This window comes from Thaumasiovibrio clandestinus, assembly GCF_047250365.1.
Taxonomy (GTDB): domain Bacteria; phylum Pseudomonadota; class Gammaproteobacteria; order Enterobacterales; family Vibrionaceae; genus Thaumasiovibrio.
Map to the genome: position 1 here is coordinate 534399 of NZ_JBLBVL010000002.1, position 20756 is coordinate 555154.

The following is a 20756-nucleotide window of genomic DNA, read 5'->3' on the forward strand; positions in this document are numbered from 1 at the left end:
CCAAGGATGCTCTATGGCAAAATCTACCTCTGACGTGCAGGATATGGTGGCTCAAGCGGATACTGGCGCCCGAAGCCCCCATGGTCTCGCAGGCCAGATTCTCTGGCTGATCCCGCTATGCTGGTCACTCTTTCAACTTTGGTATGCGTCACCACTGCCGTTTATTTTCAACTTTGGTGTACTTAATGATACTGAAGCAAGATCGATTCATCTCGCGTTCGCTATTTTCCTCGCTTTTACCGCTTATCCTGCATTTTCGCGCTCTCCACGAGAGCATATACCGGCAATAGATTGGTTGCTAGCATTGGCCGGCAGTTTTTCTGCGGCTTATATTTTCCTATTTTATGAATCGTTATCTGGTCGCTCTGGTGCACCAACACAAGTCGATATCGTTGTTGCTGTCACAGGGATGATCTTACTGCTTGAAGCGACACGACGAGCACTTGGCCCGCCACTTATGGTCGTTGCTGCTGTATTTTTACTCTATACCTTTGGCGGACCGCATATGCCGGACGTCATCGCGCATAAAGGCGCCAGCCTAAACAAAGCCATGTCGCACCTTTGGCTAACCACTGAAGGGGTTTTTGGTGTCGCACTTGGCGTGTCTACATCCTTCGTTTTTTTATTTGTTCTGTTTGGAGCCATGCTCGAAAAAGCGGGGGCTGGTGCCTACTTTATTAAAGTCGCATTCTCTCTGCTTGGTCATATGCGAGGAGGCCCAGCTAAAGCAGCAGTCGTCGCATCGGGCCTGTCGGGGTTGGTCTCTGGCTCATCGATTGCCAATGTGGTCACTACTGGCACCTTTACCATCCCACTAATGAAGAAAGTCGGCTTTCCCGGCACGAAAGCGGGCGCCGTTGAAGTGGCAGCATCGACCAATGGCCAATTGACTCCACCTATCATGGGTGCTGCTGCCTTTCTGATGGTGGAATATGTCGGCATCTCCTATGTCGAGGTTATAAGAGCCGCATTGCTTCCCGCTCTCATCTCCTATATTGCACTACTCTACATTGTCCACTTAGAAGCTTGTAAAGCGGGAATGTCGGGACTACCTCGTCGTCATAAGCCCACATTAGCGGCCAGCTTGCTCTCTTTCTTTGGCACCATCTTGGGGCTGTTCGTGATCAGTGCCGCTGTCTACTATGGTGTGGGCTGGACTAAAGATGCCTTTGGCGCAGCTGCAACACCACTTATTGCTGTCGTGGTTATCATTGCCTATATCGCCTTGGTGCGTATCGCTGCACGCTACCAACATATCGCAGAGACACCGACAGAAACCCTAACAGAGGTACCAGACCCCGGTCCAACGCTAAAATCTGGGCTCTATTTCTTGTTGCCGATCGTTGTTTTAGTGTGGTGTTTAACCGTCGAGCGTTTTTCACCTGGGCTATCCGCTTTTTGGGCCACCATGTTCATGATTTTCATTCTGTTAACCCAGCGTCCGCTGTTAGCATGGTTTAGCAAGGAGACGACGCTTGCCGCAGCTTGCAGACATGGTATCGAGGATCTTTTAGGCAGCCTTGTCTCTGGGGCACGCAACATGATTGGTATCGGGGTCGCCACGGCTGCGGCTGGCACTGTTGTTGGGGTGGTTACCCTGACTGGGATTGGTCTGGTTATGACCGACTTCGTCGAGTTCATTTCCGGCGGTAATATCATGTTAATGTTATTATTTACCGCTCTAATCAGCTTGATCTTAGGGATGGGGTTACCGACAACCGCAAACTATATTGTGGTTTCAACGCTCATGGCGCCCGTAATAGTGACCTTAGGTGCGCAAAATGGCCTTATTATTCCATTGATCGCCGTACATCTGTTCGTGTTCTATTTTGGAATTCTTGCTGACGATACCCCACCAGTGGGGCTTGCCGCTTTCGCGGCCGCGGCTATAGCTAAATCCGATCCGATCAGAACCGGTATCCAAGGTTTTACCTACGACATACGCACCGCCATACTGCCCTTTATGTTCATCTTCAACACCCAGCTGTTATTAATGAACATCGATAATCTTTGGCACCTCTTTTTAACGGTAAGCTCTGCAATCATTGCGATGCTAACCTTTTCTGCTGCCACTCAAGGTTGGTGGTTCACAAAGACACGCTGGTGGGAAACCATTGCACTATTAATCATTACCTTCTCGTTACTCCGCCCTGATTTTTGGTGGGATAAGGTCTACGAGCCGAAACTTGTCTTGGCTGGTCACGAAATCAGCCGTGTTGCTGGACAGTTGCCGATTGGCACACCACTCGAGTTGCAAGTCAGTGGCGAAAATTTAGAAGGCAATATCATCAGTAAGCATGTTTTGCTTCCCTTTGATGAAAATGTCGTTGGGGCAGAAGAGCGCATTGCATCTACGGGCTTAATGCTCATTGAAGAAGATGATGGCCGCATCTTAGTTGATATGGTGGAGTTTGGGAGTAGTGCTGAAGCCGCTGGTATTGACTTCGACTGGGAGATCACTGAAGTGAGCTTGCCAGTCGAACGTCCTATGAAAGAGTGGGTATTTGTACCAAGTCTACTCTTTCTAACACTATTAGGCTGGAATCAGCGCCGCCGTGCCGCTAAGCTACAAAGCGAACAATAATAAACGGGGGTGACACACCCTCACAATGGGAATAATCCTATGTACAAACAGATATTGGTCCCAGTCGACCTAAATGAAAAAGGGTTTGCTGATAAAGCAGTACAATTGGCCGTTTGGCATGCCAAGCACAGCAATGCACATATCCATCTGCTGAACGTATTGCCCGGTGTCCATATGTCGATGGTGTCGAGCTACTTTCCAGCGAATGCTGTTAAGAAGATGAAACAAGATACCCAGCAACAGCTCACCCTATTTGCTGAAAACTTTATTCCTGAAGAGCTTATTTATCAAACTCATATCGCGGAAGGTAAGCCTTATGCCACCATCCTCGACTATGCAGAAAGACTCGGTGCAGATCTAATTATCATGCCAAGCCATAAACGCTCTAGGTTAGATAAAGCCATGCTTGGCTCTGTTGCTGCAAAAGTAGTGGAAAATTCGATGATTAACGTCTTAATCGTCAAGCCACAAGGTGCGCTCCCCCCCGAAGAAGACGAGCTCGTATAGTAAAAAAGGAACCTCACGGTTCCTTTTTTTTGCGCTGATCATACCCCCAGCGCGGCACCAATCCTTGCTCAATACCAAGATGATCGAGAATGCGCGCAACCATAAAATCGACTAAGTCTTCAATCGAATCAGGTTGATGATAAAAGCCAGGTGCCGCAGGCATAATCGTTACACCCATTTTTGACAGCTTGGTCATATTCTCTAAATGCAATGTTGACAGTGGCGTTTCACGTACCACCAGCATCAGTTGGCCACGTTCTTTCAGTACCACATCTGCGGCACGCTCCAATAAGTTGTCAGACATGCCATATGCAATCGCAGCCAATGACCCGGTTGAGCAAGGGCATACCACCATTGACTTAGGCGCGGCTGAACCCGATGCGACCGGAGAGAACCAATCCTCTTTCCCACACACCACCAACTGATTGTCTGATGACAAATTAAAGTGTTGCTGCAATAGCGCCTGCGCACTTTCCGCACTAGCTGGCAATTTTAAACCATGTTCTGTTGCCAAAACCACACGAGCAGCTGAGGAGATTAGCAGATAAACTTGATAGTCCGCTGCCAACAAGCACTCCAATAGACGCAATCCATAAGGCGCACCGGATGCCCCTGTCCATGCGACAGTAATCCTTTTATCCATCATATTTATCCTTCAATGCACACAGCAACTTCTCATGAATCCCACCAAAGCCCCCATTACTCATCACCAACAGTTGATCACCTGGGCGAGCCTGTGCAACAACCTCAGCCACTAGCTGATTCACCTCAGAATATAACGTCGTCGGCACAGAACATTGCTGCGCTTCATCTTTCAGCCATGTCACGGAATCAGGATGATATAAGCAAACAATATCGGCTTTAGAGAGCACGGGAGCCAGCTTGCCTTGATGTGTACCACGCTTCATCGTCGCTGAACGCGGCTCTAAAATCGCAATAATACGACGCGCCGCATCTCGTCGCCGCAAGCCATCAATCGTTGTTTCAACGGCCGTCGGGTGATGCGCAAAATCATCATAGACTTCAATCTGATTAACCACACCACGTAACTCTAATCGACGTTTGGTATTAACAAAATAAGTCAGCGCTTCACACGCATTTTTTGCCGTAACGCCAACATGTCGCGCCGCGGCGATCGCCATCATGGCATTTTTAACGTTATGCTCACCAATCAAGTCCCACGTCACTCGAGCAACAACATTCTCGTTAAAGCAGACATCAAATTCACTGCCGTCTGCTTTTATCAGCTGATACTGCCAATGATGACCGAGAGTTTCTGTCTCACTCCAGCACCCCATGGCAAGCATCTCATCAATAGCCGCCACATTTTGTGGATAAATTACCTTTCCATTACCGGGAACCGTACGTATAAGGTGATGAAATTGCTTTTGTATATCCATGATATTATTGAATATATCCGCATGATCAAATTCAAGATTATTGATCACTAAGGTGCGTGGGTGATAGTGTACAAACTTAGAACGCTTATCAAAAAAAGCACTATCATATTCGTCCGCTTCAACCACAAAGAACATACTTTCGCCAAGACAGGCCGATGTTTCAAAGTTGCCCGGAACCCCACCAATCAGGTAGCCATTATTGTAGTCGTTATAGCGCAATATCCAGTTTAACATACTGGCCGTTGTTGTCTTACCATGCGTACCAGAAACGGCCAGCACCCAGCGCTCTTTGAGTAGCATCTCATGTAGCCACTGTGGCCCAGAAGTATAAGATAAATTGTGGTTCAACACATACTCTACGCAAGGGTTTCCGCGGCTCATCGCATTTCCAATCACCACTAAATCCGGCGCAGGATGCAGTTGCTCCGGGTCAAATCCTTGCGTAATTTCAATCCCCTGCTCTTCAAGCTGAGTGCTCATTGGCGGATAGACATTGGCATCGCTTCCTGTGACTTTATGCCCCAATTGACGTGCTAAAATCGCCGCCCCTCCCATGAATGTGCCACAAATCCCTAATATGTGTATATGCATAGTTTCCTTCCGCTAAACTCCAAATACCACCCAGTTACTTTAATACTCATAAAAAGTTCATCTGGTACAATTATGTAGACAACAATCATAACTAGAAACACCCTCTTTGGGTTGCTTCCTCAATCTGTATCGCAGCCCTTTGTCATAAAAACAACATAAAACTAAGGATAGGCTATGTCCGATATTAAAACGCTTGGCGAGTTTATTGTCGACAAGCAACATGATTTTCCTCACGCAAGTGGAGAATTATCATCGTTACTTGGCTCGATAAAGCTCGCTGCCAAAATCGTTAACCGTGAAATTAACAAAGCAGGACTAGTAGATATTACTGGTAGCGTTGGAAACGAGAATATACAAGGTGAGCAACAGCAGAAGCTCGACCTCTACGCTAACGATAAATTTAAAGCAGCCCTAGAAGCCCGCGATCAAGTCTGTGGTGTCGCCAGTGAAGAAGAAGATAATGAGGTTGTATTCAACAAAGAGCTCAACCGCAACGCCAAATATGTCGTATTGATGGATCCATTAGACGGCTCATCTAATATCGATGTTAACGTCTCGGTTGGGACGATTTTTTCTATCTATCGTCGTGTCTCTCCTGTTGGCACACCAGCCACTAAAGCGGATTTTCTACAGCCAGGCCATCAACAAGTGGCGGCCGGATACATTATCTATGGTTCATCCACCATGCTAGTGTATACCACGGGCAACGGCGTTCACGGCTTTACCTATGACCCATCCCTTGGCGTCTTCTGTCTCTCTCACGAGCGTATGACGATCCCACAACAGGGTCAAATCTACTCAATTAACGAAGGTAATTACATTCGTTTCCCTAATGGTGTCAAAAAATACATCAAGTATTGTCAGGAGAATGTTCCTGAAGATAACCGCCCGTACACGTCACGCTATATCGGCTCATTAGTGTCTGATTTTCACCGTAACTTACTCAAAGGTGGAATCTACCTTTATCCAAGCACTGCAAGCCACCCACAAGGTAAGCTTCGCCTTCTCTATGAATGCAACCCCATGGCGTTATTGATGGAACAAGCCGGTGGCAAAGCCAGTGATGGTTGCCAACGTATTCTCGATATCGAACCAACAGAATTGCATCAGCGAGTACCATTTTTTGTTGGCTCAACCGATATGGTCAATAAAGTCGAAGACTTTTTAGAAAATAACCCGAATAACGCTTAATCTCTCGACATTTCCAACCCAGGGCAGCACAACAATGTACTGCCCTATATCACTTCTTAGATAGCCACCTTAAGTCTGCGACATATCGGTGTTTTTTCTTGAATTTGTCGCTATAATTAACAACCCGGCAACAACCAGACCATCAAAAGGAAAATGCTATGAGCTTGAATCAGGTCCCCGCAGGAAAAAATCTACCTGAAGACATCTATGTTGTGATTGAAATTCCGGCCAATGCCGATCCTATTAAGTACGAAGTGGACAAGGATAGTGGGGCTATTTTTGTTGACCGATTTATGTCGACGCCAATGTTTTACCCATGTAACTATGGTTATGTCAATCATACCCTATCGCTCGATGGCGATCCCGTCGATGTGTTGGTTCCAACACCCTACCCCCTCGTACCTGGAGCGGTTATCCGCTGCCGTCCTGTCGGTGTATTAAAGATGACCGACGAGTCTGGTGAAGATGCTAAAGTGCTCGCTGTACCACATAGCAAGATCAGCAAAGAGTATGATCATATCCAAGATGTCACAGATCTGCCTGAGCTATTAAAAGCACAAATTACCCATTTCTTTGAGCGCTATAAAGAGCTAGAGACAGGTAAGTGGGTTAAAGTTGAAGGGTGGGCAGATGCCGCTGCCGCAAAGGAAGAGATCTTAAGCTCTTATGCACGAGCACAGGAAAAATAGTCGCCGACTATATTGAGACCTATCATTAAAAACTGAAGCGAAGAGATGTTCAATCTACGACAGCTCTTCGCTTTATCGCAATCACCTTGGCAGTATCGTTAATTTAGTTTAATGGCGTATACTGACACCAGTCCCCAGCTTTAATTTCAGTTACATACTCGTCTAGTAACTGATAATAATAGATCCAGGCACGCCCCAATGGGGTATCCACCTCTTTGCGCCCATAGAGTGTTGGGTACTCTTCAAGTTCATCTAATTTTGCCAATTGCTCTGCTGTTACCTGATACACTTCCCCTGTTAATGATCGTTTAACATCGGCATCTTCTACAACCGCTGGGTAAAGTCCGAGATCATACAAACGCCACCCGCCTTTGAGCACACAACGACCCAGCAAATGCGCCTCTTCTAACCAATAATGATTCACTTGGTCTGTTCGCAATGTACCATAGACAAAAACTCGCATTGTCACCATTTACCTCTATATCAATGTGTTAGACTAATCAAATTCAAATTGGTATAGAATATCAACCGCACTGTCTAATCCTGACACAACCTCAATATACAGGTCTTTCATTAAACGGTAACGCACTGTAAATTCTGCCAATGAATTGAAGATACCTACGCCATACTTCACTTGCAGGCCCGGAGCAATATATCCACTCACCGTCACTTGGGAATCATCACCAGTTCCCGAGGTGTCTAAGGTTAGATCTTGCACGCCAAATGCTTGGCCTATATTGCCGACCACTTGACCACTTTGCGATAACACTAAACCAATCATTGCTGACGTCATCATCGAACCATTATCTTCAGCATCAATATTACGTCCTCGAAGAAGATAAGAAAGCGCGTTCTGTTGCGGCATAGCAGGGTCCGAGAAAACACTCAGCTCTGGGCTATCTGCCGTTCCAGTCACTCTAACGCCCGCAATTACATCATCCTCTGTATTGTCTGGGTTCCGAATCGCTTCTATTTGCAAATAAGGCAGATCAGGCGCACCACTAAAGGCCATCTTGCCTTCATTGATCAATAGTTCTTGTCCAAAAGCCCGATAAACACCATTGTTTACATAGATATCACCAACCACCTGTTGACCTTTGTCATTTTGTCTCACATTTAGCTGCCCTTTAAGATTGCCGTTTAATCCAAAGGCACGTAGTGAAACATCATCACCAAGATTAACAAACACTTGCGTATCAATCGCCAACGGCGATGATACATTACTCTCTACTGGGAGAAGGTCGTCATCCAACAAAATCTCATCTTCCGATACGCCAACCGCTGTGGGGGGGACTGATTCAATATTGATTCTCGCCCAAGGAATATCAACAGAGCCGCTGATTTGAGCTCGATTCGGAACAGCACTGATCTTTAAATCTGGCGATACTTCCATATTCACTAATGCAGGGATTACCACATTTAGGCGGTCCCCTTTAACGTTTAGCTCAGTTGACCACGCCGACAGATCTTCCCAATTCGCCATTCCTTGCAAATCTAATTGTCCATCTGGAGTGATAATGTTGCCTGAGAGCTTCCCTTTATAGCCTTGCATCAGTAAGTTTATCGTGCCAGTTTCAACTTCAAATGGCACCTCTGCACCTTGTGCCATCAACCCGCTAACCGCAATACTGCCTTCGACTGCTGGCTGCAATATAGAACCTGTCAGTGCCAATTGACTATTTAGCTCTCCGGCTAATGTGCTGTAATCTTCGACTAATGGCATTAGCATATCTAAAGAGATAGCATCAATGTTCAAGCTTGCCGTGATTTGCTGACTCTCGAGCGGCTGCTGGGTTAAGCCATCCAACATCAGATCCCCACTTAAAACACCATTGTCTGCCAAGTCAACCAGCCAACGACCATCTAACTGATCGCGTTTTAGGTTGGCATCCAACACAATCCGCCGCCATGATTGTCGAAAGTCATAATCAACGAGGTAAACCTCCCCGGGTGGTAAACGCAACTTAGCTTCTATTTCTGGAGAGCCGTTTGGCGACCAAGCCGCGATGACATCAGCAAAGATATCTCCCTTAAATTGATAAGCCTCTGGGATAAAACGAGCAATTTTAGCAACATCAAACTGACTGATATTGATTGCAGCCTCACCTTGTTGGGCAAGCTCTGCTGGTTTCGTCAAACAGATACTGGCATCATTTTGACGCCAACAGTGATCACTCACGATGACCTGCCCCTGCGCAAAACCAACATCAATTTTAGCTGGTGTATCTATGACCCATCTCCCCAGCAAGGTATCAATTTGCCCTTGCTTTAATGCGCCATTCCAACCCTCTTCGCGTTGCAATGCCCCCTCGACAACAATGGCGACATTGACAGGCTCGCCTTGCAATTCAAGGGTCAGTTGATGTGCCGCTTCCGATCCATTTAGGGCCACATTGACCTGTTCAAAGTCCGCACTATCGGCCAACCCTACCCCACTCGCTGATAAGCGTAATGCCGCACTGGCTGGCGACAAGCTGGCAATATCTCCTCGCAGTGTTAATGTCTGACTGGTAAACGCATCCGCATAGCCTAACTGCTCAGCGGCAAGATTTAGTGTCAACTGAGGAGATAACAGTGTGCCTACAGCCTCGATATCCCCTTCAATTGAGCCACGAAGTTGCGGTATTGAAGAGGCAAGATCTGGCGCAAAAATTGACATCGTCATAGCCCACTGCTGCTCGACACTTCCTACCACTTGAATACGATTACTGCCATGACTGAGTGCGAGTCCTTCACTAATTATCTGTGGCATGCCATGGAGTTGATCTCCCTGTATCGCCAACTGCCCTGATAGATCTAATGGAAGCGCCAAGAGATCTCCGCTGACTTGTACACGAGGAATAGAGAGCGAGTAACCACCATCAGAAGCCAACTGACCTGATGTGGTTAACTGTCCGTTTAATCGCCCAGGTAAATCAGCAAATAGCACCTCAGGATTAATACTTACTGCATCAATCTCCGCTTCCCAACTAAGCGCTGGCTGCCAGGCGAATTTACCCGAGGCATCAACCTTCCCCTCTAACGCTTCAACACTTAATGCATCAATGACGACGTCTTGCAGCGTTCCGCTGCCCTTTGCGGTAACGGAGCCACTGGGAATATCATGACCAGTAAAGTGCGTTTCAGCATCAAAATGATAGCCATCAAGGGAGCCCTTAGCCAAAAGGCGCGTTTCACTTAACTGATAATCCGCGTCGGCCAGCGGCCACTGTAAGTGCTTACTAACTGCCTTGATGTTAAATGGCAACTCTGGAGACAGTGGCTGCAACTCTGCTTCTAACATCAGGTCGAGTTTGCCTTCGAGTGCGCCTGAAAGTTGTAGTTGAGCCACACTGCCTCGAGCATTTAACGTTACTTGGTGCGCAGGAAGAGGCTGCATCTCTGTTTCCAGAGACACATCCAGTTGCAATGGGTAATCACCAAGGAAAGAAATCTGCCCATTGAGTTCAGCATGCCCTTGCGGCATTGCCAGATCCAACCTATCGATCGTTAATTGATGTGTGTTGGCATCTGCTGCCAAAATTAAGCGATCAACCTCTATTGGCTCTCCAGTGCCCTCTATACGTGCTGACAATAAAGTCAGCTCTGCAAGCTCGATTCCCACAGGAAAACGCACTTCGGGTAATGTCAGCGCTATATCATCGGCTGGATTTTCTACTGAGCTAGAGTTTTCCATTTCTTCATCGGCCGATGATGGGGAAGGAGAAGGTGGCAATACCACCAACAATTGATCCCAAACAGTTGGCGAGATAGAGACGGCCTCTCCTTGCCACTCAAGCCCTGAACGCAAACTCTTCCATGTAACATGATAATCAGCAAGATCTAAAGTGACGTCTTCCAATACCAAAGAAGTGAGATACATGGGGAAAGGAGCAGAAATAGAAAGAGGTTGCTCTGCCACCGAAAGTTCTTCTGCCGGGACATCTGCTGTACTTTCACTGATTTCAACATGAGTACCGCTAACATTTATTGACGAAATACACAGCTGCTTTTGCCATAAGCAGCCACGATCCAAAGCGATATCGCTATGGGCTAGTGACACAACTACCCCAGCCGTTTCATAGCGCAATTCCGACAACGAAATCTGCTGGAGAAGTGCCCCTTCTCCCTTCTCGATGGTTAATCCATCAACCCACTTGGGACCAGCCCATATCAGTAGCGACGTACCCAACGGAGTCATCAATAGCGACCAAAACAACACCGCCAGTAGTAGCAGTACAAACCCGACAGTGATTAGTAACCACTTACACCAACGTACCATGATCAGAACTCCGGCCCCAAGGTAAAGTGAATGCGATAATCATCGGATGTATTCTCCAGTCCAAAGCCAACATCAAGTCGCACGGGACCAACCGGGGAGGACCAACGAATCCCCCCACCAACGCCACTCTTCCAGTCTGGTGCCCTATTCCATGCATCACCATAATCATAAAAAGCCGCCAACCACCAATTGCCATAAACACGCAATTGATACTCCAACGTCGTCGTTAGCAAATGACGCGCGCCACGCAATTGCCCACCACTATCACGCGGTGCGATACTCTCATAACCATAGCCGCGCAAACTATTATCCCCTCCAGCAAAAAAGCGCATGGAGGGCGGCACGTTAGAGATGCCGTCAGCTAAAATCGTGCCACCGTCCACCTTTAATAAACCGCGATGACGATCACCAAGACTGCGAATCCAACCCGTTCGTCCTCGCATGCGCAATATCTCGGTATCTGAGCCTAACGCAGGATCTGCATATTCAAATGAGATAAACTGACTATCGCCCCACATTGGCATTCCCGTCCCCCGTGTACGGTTGCGACTATACGTCAATCCCGGCACAAACAACTGCATCTGACCCTGCTCATCAGCCCCTTGTTTGTAATCTTCATACAGGTAACGTATCGATGCTGTTCGCTTCCACCCAGAATCCAATCGCCAGTGGCGCTCGAAGCCCGCACTGATTTCTGTACTAACGGTGTCATGGCTATCAACATAGCGCAGTCCACCTACAATCTGATAGTAATCGCGCTTAACATCGTCGAGTGGGATTTTATATACCGTCTCGACTTTAGGCTGCACCGCCGATAATTCCATTTTAGTGTTCCAGCTATGTCCTCGTGTGTGCACCCAAGGCTTATTCCAGTTAAGTTGCATTCTTGCTCCCACATCAGTGGAATAACCAAGACCAACCTCAACTTGATTTTTAGCCTGTGGGGATAGTGTCACAACAACAGGTATGGCGTAGTCTTGCGCCTGCTCGATTTTAGGCTCAACGAAAATAGACGCGAACCAGCCGGTGTTAGACAACGCCTGATTTAACTCAACGAGGTTCTCGCTTAAATAATTATCTCCTTGGCGATAAGGAAGAAGAGAGCGCACGCGTTCATCTTTAATTTGACTGCCTATGATCATCGTTGGGCCAAAACGATAACGCTGTCCCGTCTCAAAGCGTAAGATCAAAAAAGCTTGCTGCCGACTTGGTGCGACTTTCAAATCACTGACAATAAACTTAGCGTCAAAATAGCCTTTCTTTAATGCCGTGCTGCGCAGTTGAGCTTTTAATGCTTCATACTTACCATGATGCAGTCGCTCGCCCACTTCGATTTTGCTATCCGTGATAAGCGCTAAAAGATCAGGATCTTGTTGTCCGATTAGTTGAATATCTAATTCAACAATTTGAGTCGGCGGCCCTGGATCGACATGAATTATCACTCGGGTATCATCTTGCTGACGTTGTACATCAAACTGATATTGCGGCGAGTAATAACCAAGGGCTTTTAGTGCATTATCCATCTCCCCTTTAAATTGCTTACGAAAGCGTTCTGAATTACTGATCCGTTGCTGTTCGACTGTTGCTAGGTAAAGTTCAATATTACGTCTCAACTCACTGTCTAACCCTTTCACGTCAAAAATCACCTTCGCCGCAACGGGAAAGCTTCCTAGCAATAAACTGATTCCAATAGTAAAAAACCAGCGCATAATCAACTTAATTCAACCCCAAAGAAACACACAAAAGCACACCTATGCTTAATACGCTAAGCTGTAAAAATAACAGCTCAGCATCAACCCAAAAAATTTTCATCTTCTACTACCATGCTATAAATGTACACTGTTTGTTGATGTAAGGTTAATACACAGGCTTGTTACTTCACGAAAAAGAGCAGCAGAAAATGGGGAAAAAAAACCTAAGCGAGAGACAGAGCACAAATATAGACTCGGCTGAGTATCTACATCATGTTTTGGGCACTAATCCATCACTGCCCCAACCGGGTACATCTTTAGTCGTTGGAATGGGGTGCTTCTGGGGGGCTGAGCGGCTATTTTGGCAGCAGCCTGGTGTCTTAAATACAGCGGTTGGTTACAGCGGCGGAGAGACGATACAGCCTACTTATCGAGAGGTATGTACTGGCAATACTGGCCACACTGAGGTTGTTCTCATCCACTTTAATCCCACGCTTATCTCTCTGCAGCAGCTATTACGTCTATTTTGGGAAAACCACGACCCCACTCAGGGCATGCGGCAGGGCAATGATACTGGAACCCAGTATCGTTCTGCTATCTATACCCAAAACGCAACTCAATTTGCAGTCGCCATAGACAGTCGCGCTAAGTATCAGCAAGCCCTCACCTTGGCTTCGCCCAATCGAGCACCTATCACAACGGAAATCACGCCTTTAACTGATTTCTACTTTGCTGAGGAATATCATCAACAATATCTCAGCAAGCACCCTGATGGTTATTGCGGCCTGAAAGGGACGGGCATACCGATGTTATAGCTCTCTTTGACCATTCCCTACGCTGCACGACTTTTACTTAACAATTTGATTTCTTTGTTAATTTCAGCCATGATCATCAAATGCTCACGCAATAGGCTATCTGGCATCATTACTTTCCCGTGTTCAAAGCTAAATTCCCCCATGCCGAGAATCGAAAATGAGCCTTTATAATAGCTTTTGACAAAGCGGGCGATTTGTTGAGGTCGAAAGTGTGTAAATTCTCTGTACGTCATGGCCTCTTCCTCTTATCTATATGTTCAGACCGTCGCATCACTACAGAGCTAACAAAAACAGTCCATTCTCTATGACGCAAGTTTCGAACCAAATCAGCCTCTCCTCTCCTTCGAGCTATATGTAGAGGCATTATCCCTAGAATCTATTATCGAAATGTTACAGTGCAGGTACATTATTGCGCATTTCGTGAGGTAGAAAAGTAATTTTTCAGCAAATTTCACTAAAAACAAGACTGGTAAAACCAGATGTCGCAACGTTAGCCATAATAATAGCGCAGCAACTACACTGGGAAATATCAAACATGAAACTAAAAACTCTTACTTTTGCCTTTACTGCACTACTTTCTACCACTACCTTTGCAACTAACATTTCACTGGGTGAAACTTTACCGAGCGTCACTGTTTCGGCCCATGGCGAAATTTTGTTCAACGATGACACGCTAAGCTATCAAGCTTGGGATACCGAACAACTAAGCGGTAAAGTACGCGTTATTCAAGCCATTGCTGGACGCAGTGCAGCAAAAGAAATGAACTCTGCACTAATGGACGCCATTACTGCGGCTGACTTCCCAGCAGAGCAGTACCAAACTACTACGATCATTAATCAAAACGATGCGTTATGGGGGACTGGCGGTTTTGTAAAATCGTCTGCAGAAAGTAGCAAGCAAGAGTTCTCTTGGTCTTCAATGGTTCTTGATGCAGATGGCGCGGTTCAAAACGCGTGGGATCTAAGTGAGAAAAATTCAGCCATTATTGTTATTGACCAAATTGGTAAGGTACTCTACTTCCAAGAAGGTAAACTATCCAACGAAGAGATCGAACAAGTAGTGAGCTTGATCAGCAATACATTATATTAACATTTCTTATCGACCATTTGCTGTTAGATAACGACTATTCGTCACCGCAAACCGCAAACCGCAACAGAAGAAGACAGCAAAACAGATCGATATGGCCAGGTTACATACGATATAGCTATAAGTAACTGGCTAAAATAAGCAGTATGCCAACATAGCTAATAAGAATCACAGTGTTACTGAGTCTGATAAGTTGCACTTTTATACCTCCATGTATTTGTGTGATCAATAATAGAAAATGGTTAAATTAACGCCAAGTCATTTCACTCACTTTGTTGTTTAAGATCAAATTTACAGCACTTTTGTAACAAAACACCTTACAAGCTGAAAATAAAAGGGCCTCATCTGAGGCCCTTTTCATCGCAAAATTCCAGTAATAATTATAAATTTGGCCCTAACCATTTACTCACTTCCTCCTCAGACCAACCTTTACGCTGCGCATAATCCTGCGCTTGATCATCTTGGATCTGAGCAACAGCAAAATAGCGTGACTCAGGGTGTGAAAAGAACCAGCCTGATACAGCCGCCCCTGGCCACATCGCATAGCTTTCGGTTAATGACATGCCCGTGTTATTTTCCACATCAAGCAGTGACCATATCGTGCCCTTTTCGGTGTGTTCAGGACAAGCAGGATAACCTGGCGCTGGACGAATACCCTGATACCTTTCGCGGATCAATTCATCATTCGACAGGTTCTCATTCGCCGCATAGCCCCAAAGCTCTGTGCGTACTTTTTTATGTAACAATTCAGCGAACGCTTCCGCTAAACGGTCAGCGACTGCTTGAATCATGATCGCGTTGTAATCATCACCGGCTTTTTTATAGTGTTCCGCTATCTCATGCTCACCAATCCCACCCGTCACCGCAAACGCACCAATCCAATCTGCTTTGCCACTTGATTTGGGAGCAACAAAGTCTGACAAACAGTAGTTTGCCCCTTTGCCTTTCTCAGTTTGCTGACGCAAATGGTAGAGCACATTAGCAACCGAACCGCGTGACTCGTCCGTGTAAACTTCGATATCATCTTCGGTCGCATTGGCAGGAAAGATGCCGCACACACCATTGGCTTTAATCATTCCATCTCGCTCAATGACGTCAAGTAGCGCATTGGCATCTTCATACAACTTGGTCGCCTGTTCACCCACCACTTCATGACGCAAAATAAGCGGAAACTTCCCACTTAATGACCATGTCATGAAAAATGGCGTCCAATCGATATACTGACGCAGCTCTGCTATAGGGTGATCATTAAAGACGTGAATGCCTGGCTTTACTGGGGCAAACGTTTGATACCCAGCCCAGTCAATGACATATTTGTTAGCACGGGCGATGTCCAGACTCACTGGTTTTGAGCGTGGCTTTTTGCGGCTATGTTGTTCGCGTACCGTTTCATGCTCTTTGTTTACTCGTTCAACAAATGCCGGATATTGCTCTTCTGACAGAAGCGCAGAACAGACGCCGACAGCGCGAGAGGCATTTGATACATACACAACAGGGCCATGGTAGTTTTGCTCAATCTTTACTGCTGTATGTGCTTTAGAGGTGGTTGCACCGCCAATCAATAAGGGGATATCAAAACCAGTACGTTCCATCTCCTTAGCCACATGTACCATCTCATCCAGTGATGGCGTAATTAAGCCTGACAGGCCGATGATATCTACATTCTCTTCTCGAGCAACTTTAAGTATGGTGTCACAAGATACCATCACGCCAAGATCGATGATTTCATAGTTATTACACTGCAACACAACACCAACAATGTTCTTGCCGATATCATGCACATCCCCTTTCACTGTGGCTAAGAGAATTTTACCGTTGGTTTGACCGGCTTGTTTTGCTGCGTTTATATAAGGCTCTAAATAGCCTACAGCCTGCTTCATGACGCGAGCGGATTTAACCACTTGCGGTAAAAACATTTTACCTTCACCAAATAGGTCGCCAACAACGTTCATTCCCGCCATGAGCGGACCTTCAATAACCTCTAATGGCTTACTCGCAGCTTGTCTCGCCTCTTCGGTATCCTCAACAATAAACTCAGTGATCCCTTTTACCAGGGCATGCTCCAAACGCTTTTCAACAGGCCAACCTCGCCATTCTGCCGCTGTTGTGTCCTCTTGAGCGACACCACTCTCGCGATACTTATCAGCAATATCGAGCAGGCGCTCTGTACTATCATCACGGCGATTGAGAACAACATCTTCAACAGCTTCACGCAGTTCATCAGGTAAGTCATCATAAATAGCCAATTGACCCGCATTAACGATTCCCATGTCCATACCGTTCTTAAAACAGTAATAGAGGAAAACAGCATGTATCGCTTCGCGCACTGGGTTATTACCACGGAAAGAAAACGAGACATTCGAGACACCGCCTGAAATCATCGCATGCGGTAGCGTTCGTTTAATGTCTCCTACTGCTTCGATGAAGTCGACCGCGTAGTTGTTGTGTTCCTCTATCCCGGTAGCGACAGCAAATATATTTGGATCAAAAATAATGTCTTCTGGCGGAAAGCCCACTTCATCAACGAGAATGCGATAAGCTTGCGTACAGATCTCAACTTTACGCTCACGGGTATCGGCTTGCCCTTCCTCATCAAACGCCATCACAATAACGGCTGCGCCATAACGACGAATGAGTTTTGCTTGCTCAACAAATTTTTCTTTGCCTTCTTTCAAAGAAATAGAGTTCACAATAGGTTTGCCTTGCACGCATTTCAAACCCGCTTCCAAAATCTCCCATTTTGAGGAGTCGACCATAATTGGCACTTTTGAAATTTCAGGCTCAGTGGCGCAAAGATTCAGGAAGCGTACCATTGCAGCTTGCGCATCTAGCATGCCTTCATCCATGTTGATGTCGATCACTTGAGCGCCCGCCTCAACTTGTTGTCGAGCGACCTCCAGCGCCTCATCGTAAAGCTCTTCTTTAATCAATCGTTTAAATCGTGCCGAGCCTGTAACATTGGTACGCTCTCCGACATTGATAAACAGACTCTCTGGTGCAACTGTTAGAGGCTCTAGACCTGATAAGCGGCAAGCGACAGGAATCTCAGGCAAGGCTCTGGGTTTCACATTAGCAGTAACCTCTGCCATACGGCGGATATGTTCAGGTGTGGTTCCACAACACCCCCCGACCAAGTTCAAAAAGCCATTTTCAGCCCACTCTTGAATGTACTGAGCCATTTCATCGGCTTCTAAATCATACTCACCAAACGCATTAGGAAGACCTGCATTCGGGTGAGCAGAAACATAAGTCTCAGAAATTCTAGACAGCTCTTCAACATATTGGCGCAATTCATCTGGACCCAATGCACAGTTCAAACCAAAGGCGATAGGCTTCACATGGCGCATTGAATTATAGAAAGCTTCTGTTGTCTGTCCCGAGAGAGTTCGACCTGATGCATCTGTAATGGTGCCAGAAATCATCACTGGCAACTCTATACCACGCTCTTCAAAAACACTTTGTACCGCAAATGAGCACGCCTTGGCGTTTAGAGTGTCGAAAATTGTTTCAATTAAAATTAGATCACAGCCACCATCAATAAGCGCACGAGTTGACTCTGAATACGCTTCAACCAGCTGATCAAAATTGACGTTTCTAAAACCAGGATCATTTACATCCGGAGAAATAGAGCAAGTGCGATTTGTCGGCCCAAGCACGCCAGCAACAAAGCGAGGCTTCGTTGGCGTTTTCGCGGTCCATTCATCAGCCGCTGCCCGAGCTATTTTTGCGGCCTGATAGTTAATCTCAGCACTCAAACTCTCCATGTCATAATCAGCCATGGCGATCGTCGTGGCGTTAAAAGTGTTGGTTTCTACAATATCAGCTCCAGCCTCTAAGTACTGTAAGTGGATACTTTTAATGATCTCTGGCTGAGATAAAACCAAAAGGTCGTTGTTACCTTTTAGGTCACAATGCCAATCAGCGAAACGTTCACCGCGGTAATCCGATTCATTTAGCTTGTAACCTTGAATCATGGTTCCCATGCCGCCATCAATGATCAGAATCTGCTCAGCGAGGCGCTGTGTAATTATGTCCTTGGTTGTAATCACGTTGCTTTACTTCCTTATTGCGCAGTAATGAGATCAATCTCGAGTGAAATTATCTTCAGAAAAGTGGTCTAGATCGTAAGGGGTTTGCTGGTATACACAGTAGTTTAACCAATTTGAAAATAACAAATGCCCATGGCTACGCCAACTCGCTGTTGGTGGGTTACTTGGATTATCGTCAGGAAAATAGTTAACCGGAATGATTGGCTCCATGCCTTGAGATACATCCCGTGCATATTCATTTGCTAATGTGTCTAAATCGTATTCGGGGTGACCGGTTACGAACACATTGCGCTTATCTTTTGTTGCTGCCAAATACACGCCCGCCAAGTCAGATGTCGCCAAAATATCTAAATCGGTATGCTGAGCCAAAAATTCAGGAGAGAAGTCAGCATAGCGAGAATGGGGGGCTAAAAATGTATCATCAAATCCACGCAACAACTCATGATGATGCCCATGTATTTGATGACGATATACACCGGACAGTTTCTCCTTTCGTGTTCGCTTGGGTAATTCATAATGAAGATTAAGTGCTGCTTGAGCCGCCCAGCAAACGAACATCGTCGACGTAACGTGGCTTTTCGCCCATGAAAGAATAGCCTGAATCTCTTCCCAATAAAGAACATCTTCAAATTGAACCAATCCTAGTGGAGCGCCTGTCACTATAAGACCATCGAAGTTGCGCTGCCTAACCGTCTCGAATTGACGATAAAAAGTATCGAGATGTTCTGTGGGCGTGTTTTTTGTCGGTCGATTATCAATACGCAATAACTCGACATCAACTTGAAGCGGGCTATTCGATAACAAGCGTAGAAATTGAGTTTCGGTTTCAATCTTTTTGGGCATCAAATTGAGCAGCAAAACTTTCAGTGGGCGAATTTCCTGACTAGCAGCACGCCGCTCTGACATGACAAAGATATTTTCATTACGCAATATATCTGTTGCGGGCAACTGGTCAGGAATTTTAATAGGCATTGTAGCGACTCCATGCTAGCAAGATGTTTAGACGTCCAGATACCTAAAAACTACCTTAATCTGTGACGAAGAGCAAGAAATAACTGCGAAGCTAAATGTGAACAACATCTTTCCACCCTTTGTATCTAAACTGAAGAAATCGTCGTGTAAAAGTTACAAGGAGGTCGATATGCACCCATGGTATCTATGGTGGCAACGTACGTTAAATTACCCACTGAGTGGAAATGTGAATCAAGATTTTCAATATCTTTCACCTACATACGAGTTTAATTTTGCCGGCAATAAAGAAATAGAGCGCAAAGCAATCTGTGAAGTCGCGAGCTATGGCAAGCAACTTGGCATTCTCTCCGACGTATTAATAGAGCTATGTGACAAACAGAAGCACCACTCAGAAACAACAGAAAAATTACATCTAATGGTAAAAGAGATCAACAACATCAAAGAAAGGCACTATCAAGTTAACGGTAGAAAGATTAAGCAGCAACTCGAATGGTTAAAAGAACATAATCGCGCTGCCTTTGATGACCTACTCAATGAACTAAACCATGAGGAAGCAAAAGCAATATAACTATTTATTGATTTGTAGGGATATAAACGAAAAAACCCAGCTAATTAGCTGGGTTTTTAAATGGGTGTTCAGTAATGTCCTACTCTCACATGGGGAGACCCCACACTACCATCGGCGCTATTGCGTTTCACTTCTGAGTTCGGCATGGGATCAGGTGGTGCCACAATGCTATGGTCACTGAACAAAATTGTGGTGCTAGTACCCAGATTTGAACTGGGGACCTCACCCTTACCAAGGGTGCGCTCTACCAACTGAGCTATACCAGCAAATTGTTATCGCTATAAAGTCTTATGTCATTACTGCTTCATATCGATATTGTTCTTTTGTCTTCACTTTTAAAAAGTAAAAAGC

The 20756-nt window shown here is 45.9% G+C and carries 15 protein-coding genes, 1 tRNA gene and 1 rRNA gene; 7 read left to right on the forward strand and 10 right to left on the reverse strand.

Features of this window, described 5'->3' with window-relative positions; genetic code table 11:
• The first annotated feature begins 13 nt into the window (after positions 1-13).
• Positions 14-2584 carry a TRAP transporter permease gene (locus ACKLNH_RS05505; protein WP_413111235.1) on the forward strand — a complete coding sequence of 857 codons (2571 nt, stop codon included), beginning with the start codon at positions 14-16 and terminating at the stop codon, positions 2582-2584.
• Positions 2585-2623: 39 nt separating this feature from the next.
• Positions 2624-3091: a universal stress protein gene (locus ACKLNH_RS05510; protein WP_413111236.1), complete on the forward strand. Its 468-nt coding sequence runs from the start codon at positions 2624-2626 to the stop codon at positions 3089-3091.
• 13 nt (positions 3092-3104) lie between these two features.
• On the opposite strand, the gene ACKLNH_RS05515 is transcribed toward ACKLNH_RS05510, so the two are convergent.
• The gene (locus ACKLNH_RS05515; RefSeq protein ID WP_413111237.1) at positions 3105-3737 is read right to left on the reverse strand and encodes a flavin prenyltransferase UbiX; all 633 of its coding nucleotides are present in this window, start codon (positions 3735-3737) and stop codon (positions 3105-3107) included.
• Positions 3727-5082: a UDP-N-acetylmuramate:L-alanyl-gamma-D-glutamyl-meso-diaminopimelate ligase gene (gene mpl / locus ACKLNH_RS05520; protein ID WP_413111238.1), complete on the reverse strand. Its 1356-nt coding sequence runs from the start codon at positions 5080-5082 to the stop codon at positions 3727-3729. The genes ACKLNH_RS05515 and mpl overlap by 11 nt, the downstream gene beginning before the upstream one ends.
• A gap of 174 nt (positions 5083-5256) precedes the next feature.
• Here mpl and fbp point away from each other — a divergent pair, with 174 nt between their 5' ends.
• A complete protein-coding gene (gene fbp, locus ACKLNH_RS05525; RefSeq protein WP_413111239.1) occupies positions 5257-6273 on the forward strand; it encodes a class 1 fructose-bisphosphatase in 1017 nt (338 codons plus the stop codon).
• 158 nt (positions 6274-6431) lie between these two features.
• Positions 6432-6962, forward strand: coding sequence for an inorganic diphosphatase (gene ppa / locus ACKLNH_RS05530; protein WP_413111240.1), 531 nt, complete (start codon positions 6432-6434; stop codon positions 6960-6962).
• A 103-nt stretch (positions 6963-7065) separates the two neighbouring features.
• On the opposite strand, the gene ACKLNH_RS05535 is transcribed toward ppa, so the two are convergent.
• The 3 genes from ACKLNH_RS05535 to tamA are packed head-to-tail and all read right to left on the reverse strand — an operon-like array spanning position 7066 to position 12932.
• Positions 7066-7434, reverse strand: coding sequence for a gamma-glutamylcyclotransferase family protein (locus ACKLNH_RS05535; RefSeq protein ID WP_413111241.1), 369 nt, complete (start codon positions 7432-7434; stop codon positions 7066-7068).
• Between the two features lie 24 nt (positions 7435-7458).
• On the reverse strand, positions 7459-11223 hold the full coding sequence (tamB, locus tag ACKLNH_RS05540) for an autotransporter assembly complex protein TamB (protein WP_413111242.1): 3765 nt from the start codon (positions 11221-11223) through the stop codon (positions 7459-7461).
• Between the two features lie 2 nt (positions 11224-11225).
• On the reverse strand, positions 11226-12932 hold the full coding sequence (tamA, locus tag ACKLNH_RS05545; RefSeq protein WP_413111243.1) for an autotransporter assembly complex protein TamA: 1707 nt from the start codon (positions 12930-12932) through the stop codon (positions 11226-11228).
• 191 nt (positions 12933-13123) lie between these two features.
• On the opposite strand from tamA, the gene msrA reads away from it, so the two are divergent.
• The gene (msrA, locus tag ACKLNH_RS05550; RefSeq protein ID WP_413111244.1) at positions 13124-13729 is read left to right on the forward strand and encodes a peptide-methionine (S)-S-oxide reductase MsrA; all 606 of its coding nucleotides are present in this window, start codon (positions 13124-13126) and stop codon (positions 13727-13729) included.
• A gap of 17 nt (positions 13730-13746) precedes the next feature.
• On the opposite strand, the gene ACKLNH_RS05555 is transcribed toward msrA, so the two are convergent.
• Positions 13747-13962 carry a DUF1107 family protein gene (locus ACKLNH_RS05555; protein WP_413111245.1) on the reverse strand — a complete coding sequence of 72 codons (216 nt, stop codon included), beginning with the start codon at positions 13960-13962 and terminating at the stop codon, positions 13747-13749.
• 302 nt (positions 13963-14264) lie between these two features.
• Between ACKLNH_RS05555 and ACKLNH_RS05560 the strand changes: the two genes are divergently transcribed.
• Positions 14265-14819 (forward strand): YtfJ family protein, encoded by a 555-nt coding sequence (locus ACKLNH_RS05560; protein WP_413111246.1) that lies wholly within the window; start codon positions 14265-14267, stop codon positions 14817-14819.
• Between the two features lie 377 nt (positions 14820-15196).
• Here ACKLNH_RS05560 and metH read toward each other — a convergent pair whose 3' ends face one another.
• Both metH and metA read right to left on the reverse strand, forming a co-directional pair.
• Positions 15197-18862 (reverse strand): methionine synthase, encoded by a 3666-nt coding sequence (metH, locus tag ACKLNH_RS05565; protein WP_413111267.1) that lies wholly within the window; start codon positions 18860-18862, stop codon positions 15197-15199.
• Between the two features lie 36 nt (positions 18863-18898).
• Complete coding sequence (gene metA / locus ACKLNH_RS05570; protein WP_413111247.1) at positions 18899-19837, reverse strand: homoserine O-succinyltransferase MetA; 939 nt, start codon at positions 19835-19837, stop codon at positions 18899-18901.
• A 169-nt stretch (positions 19838-20006) separates the two neighbouring features.
• Between metA and ACKLNH_RS05575 the strand changes: the two genes are divergently transcribed.
• Positions 20007-20405 (forward strand): hypothetical protein, encoded by a 399-nt coding sequence (locus tag ACKLNH_RS05575; protein ID WP_413111248.1) that lies wholly within the window; start codon positions 20007-20009, stop codon positions 20403-20405.
• A 66-nt stretch (positions 20406-20471) separates the two neighbouring features.
• Here the strand turns inward: ACKLNH_RS05575 and rrf are convergent.
• A 5S ribosomal RNA gene (gene rrf, locus ACKLNH_RS05580) occupies positions 20472-20587 on the reverse strand.
• A gap of 8 nt (positions 20588-20595) precedes the next feature.
• Positions 20596-20671: transfer RNA gene (locus ACKLNH_RS05585), tRNA-Thr, on the reverse strand.
• Positions 20672-20756: the final 85 nt, after the last annotated feature.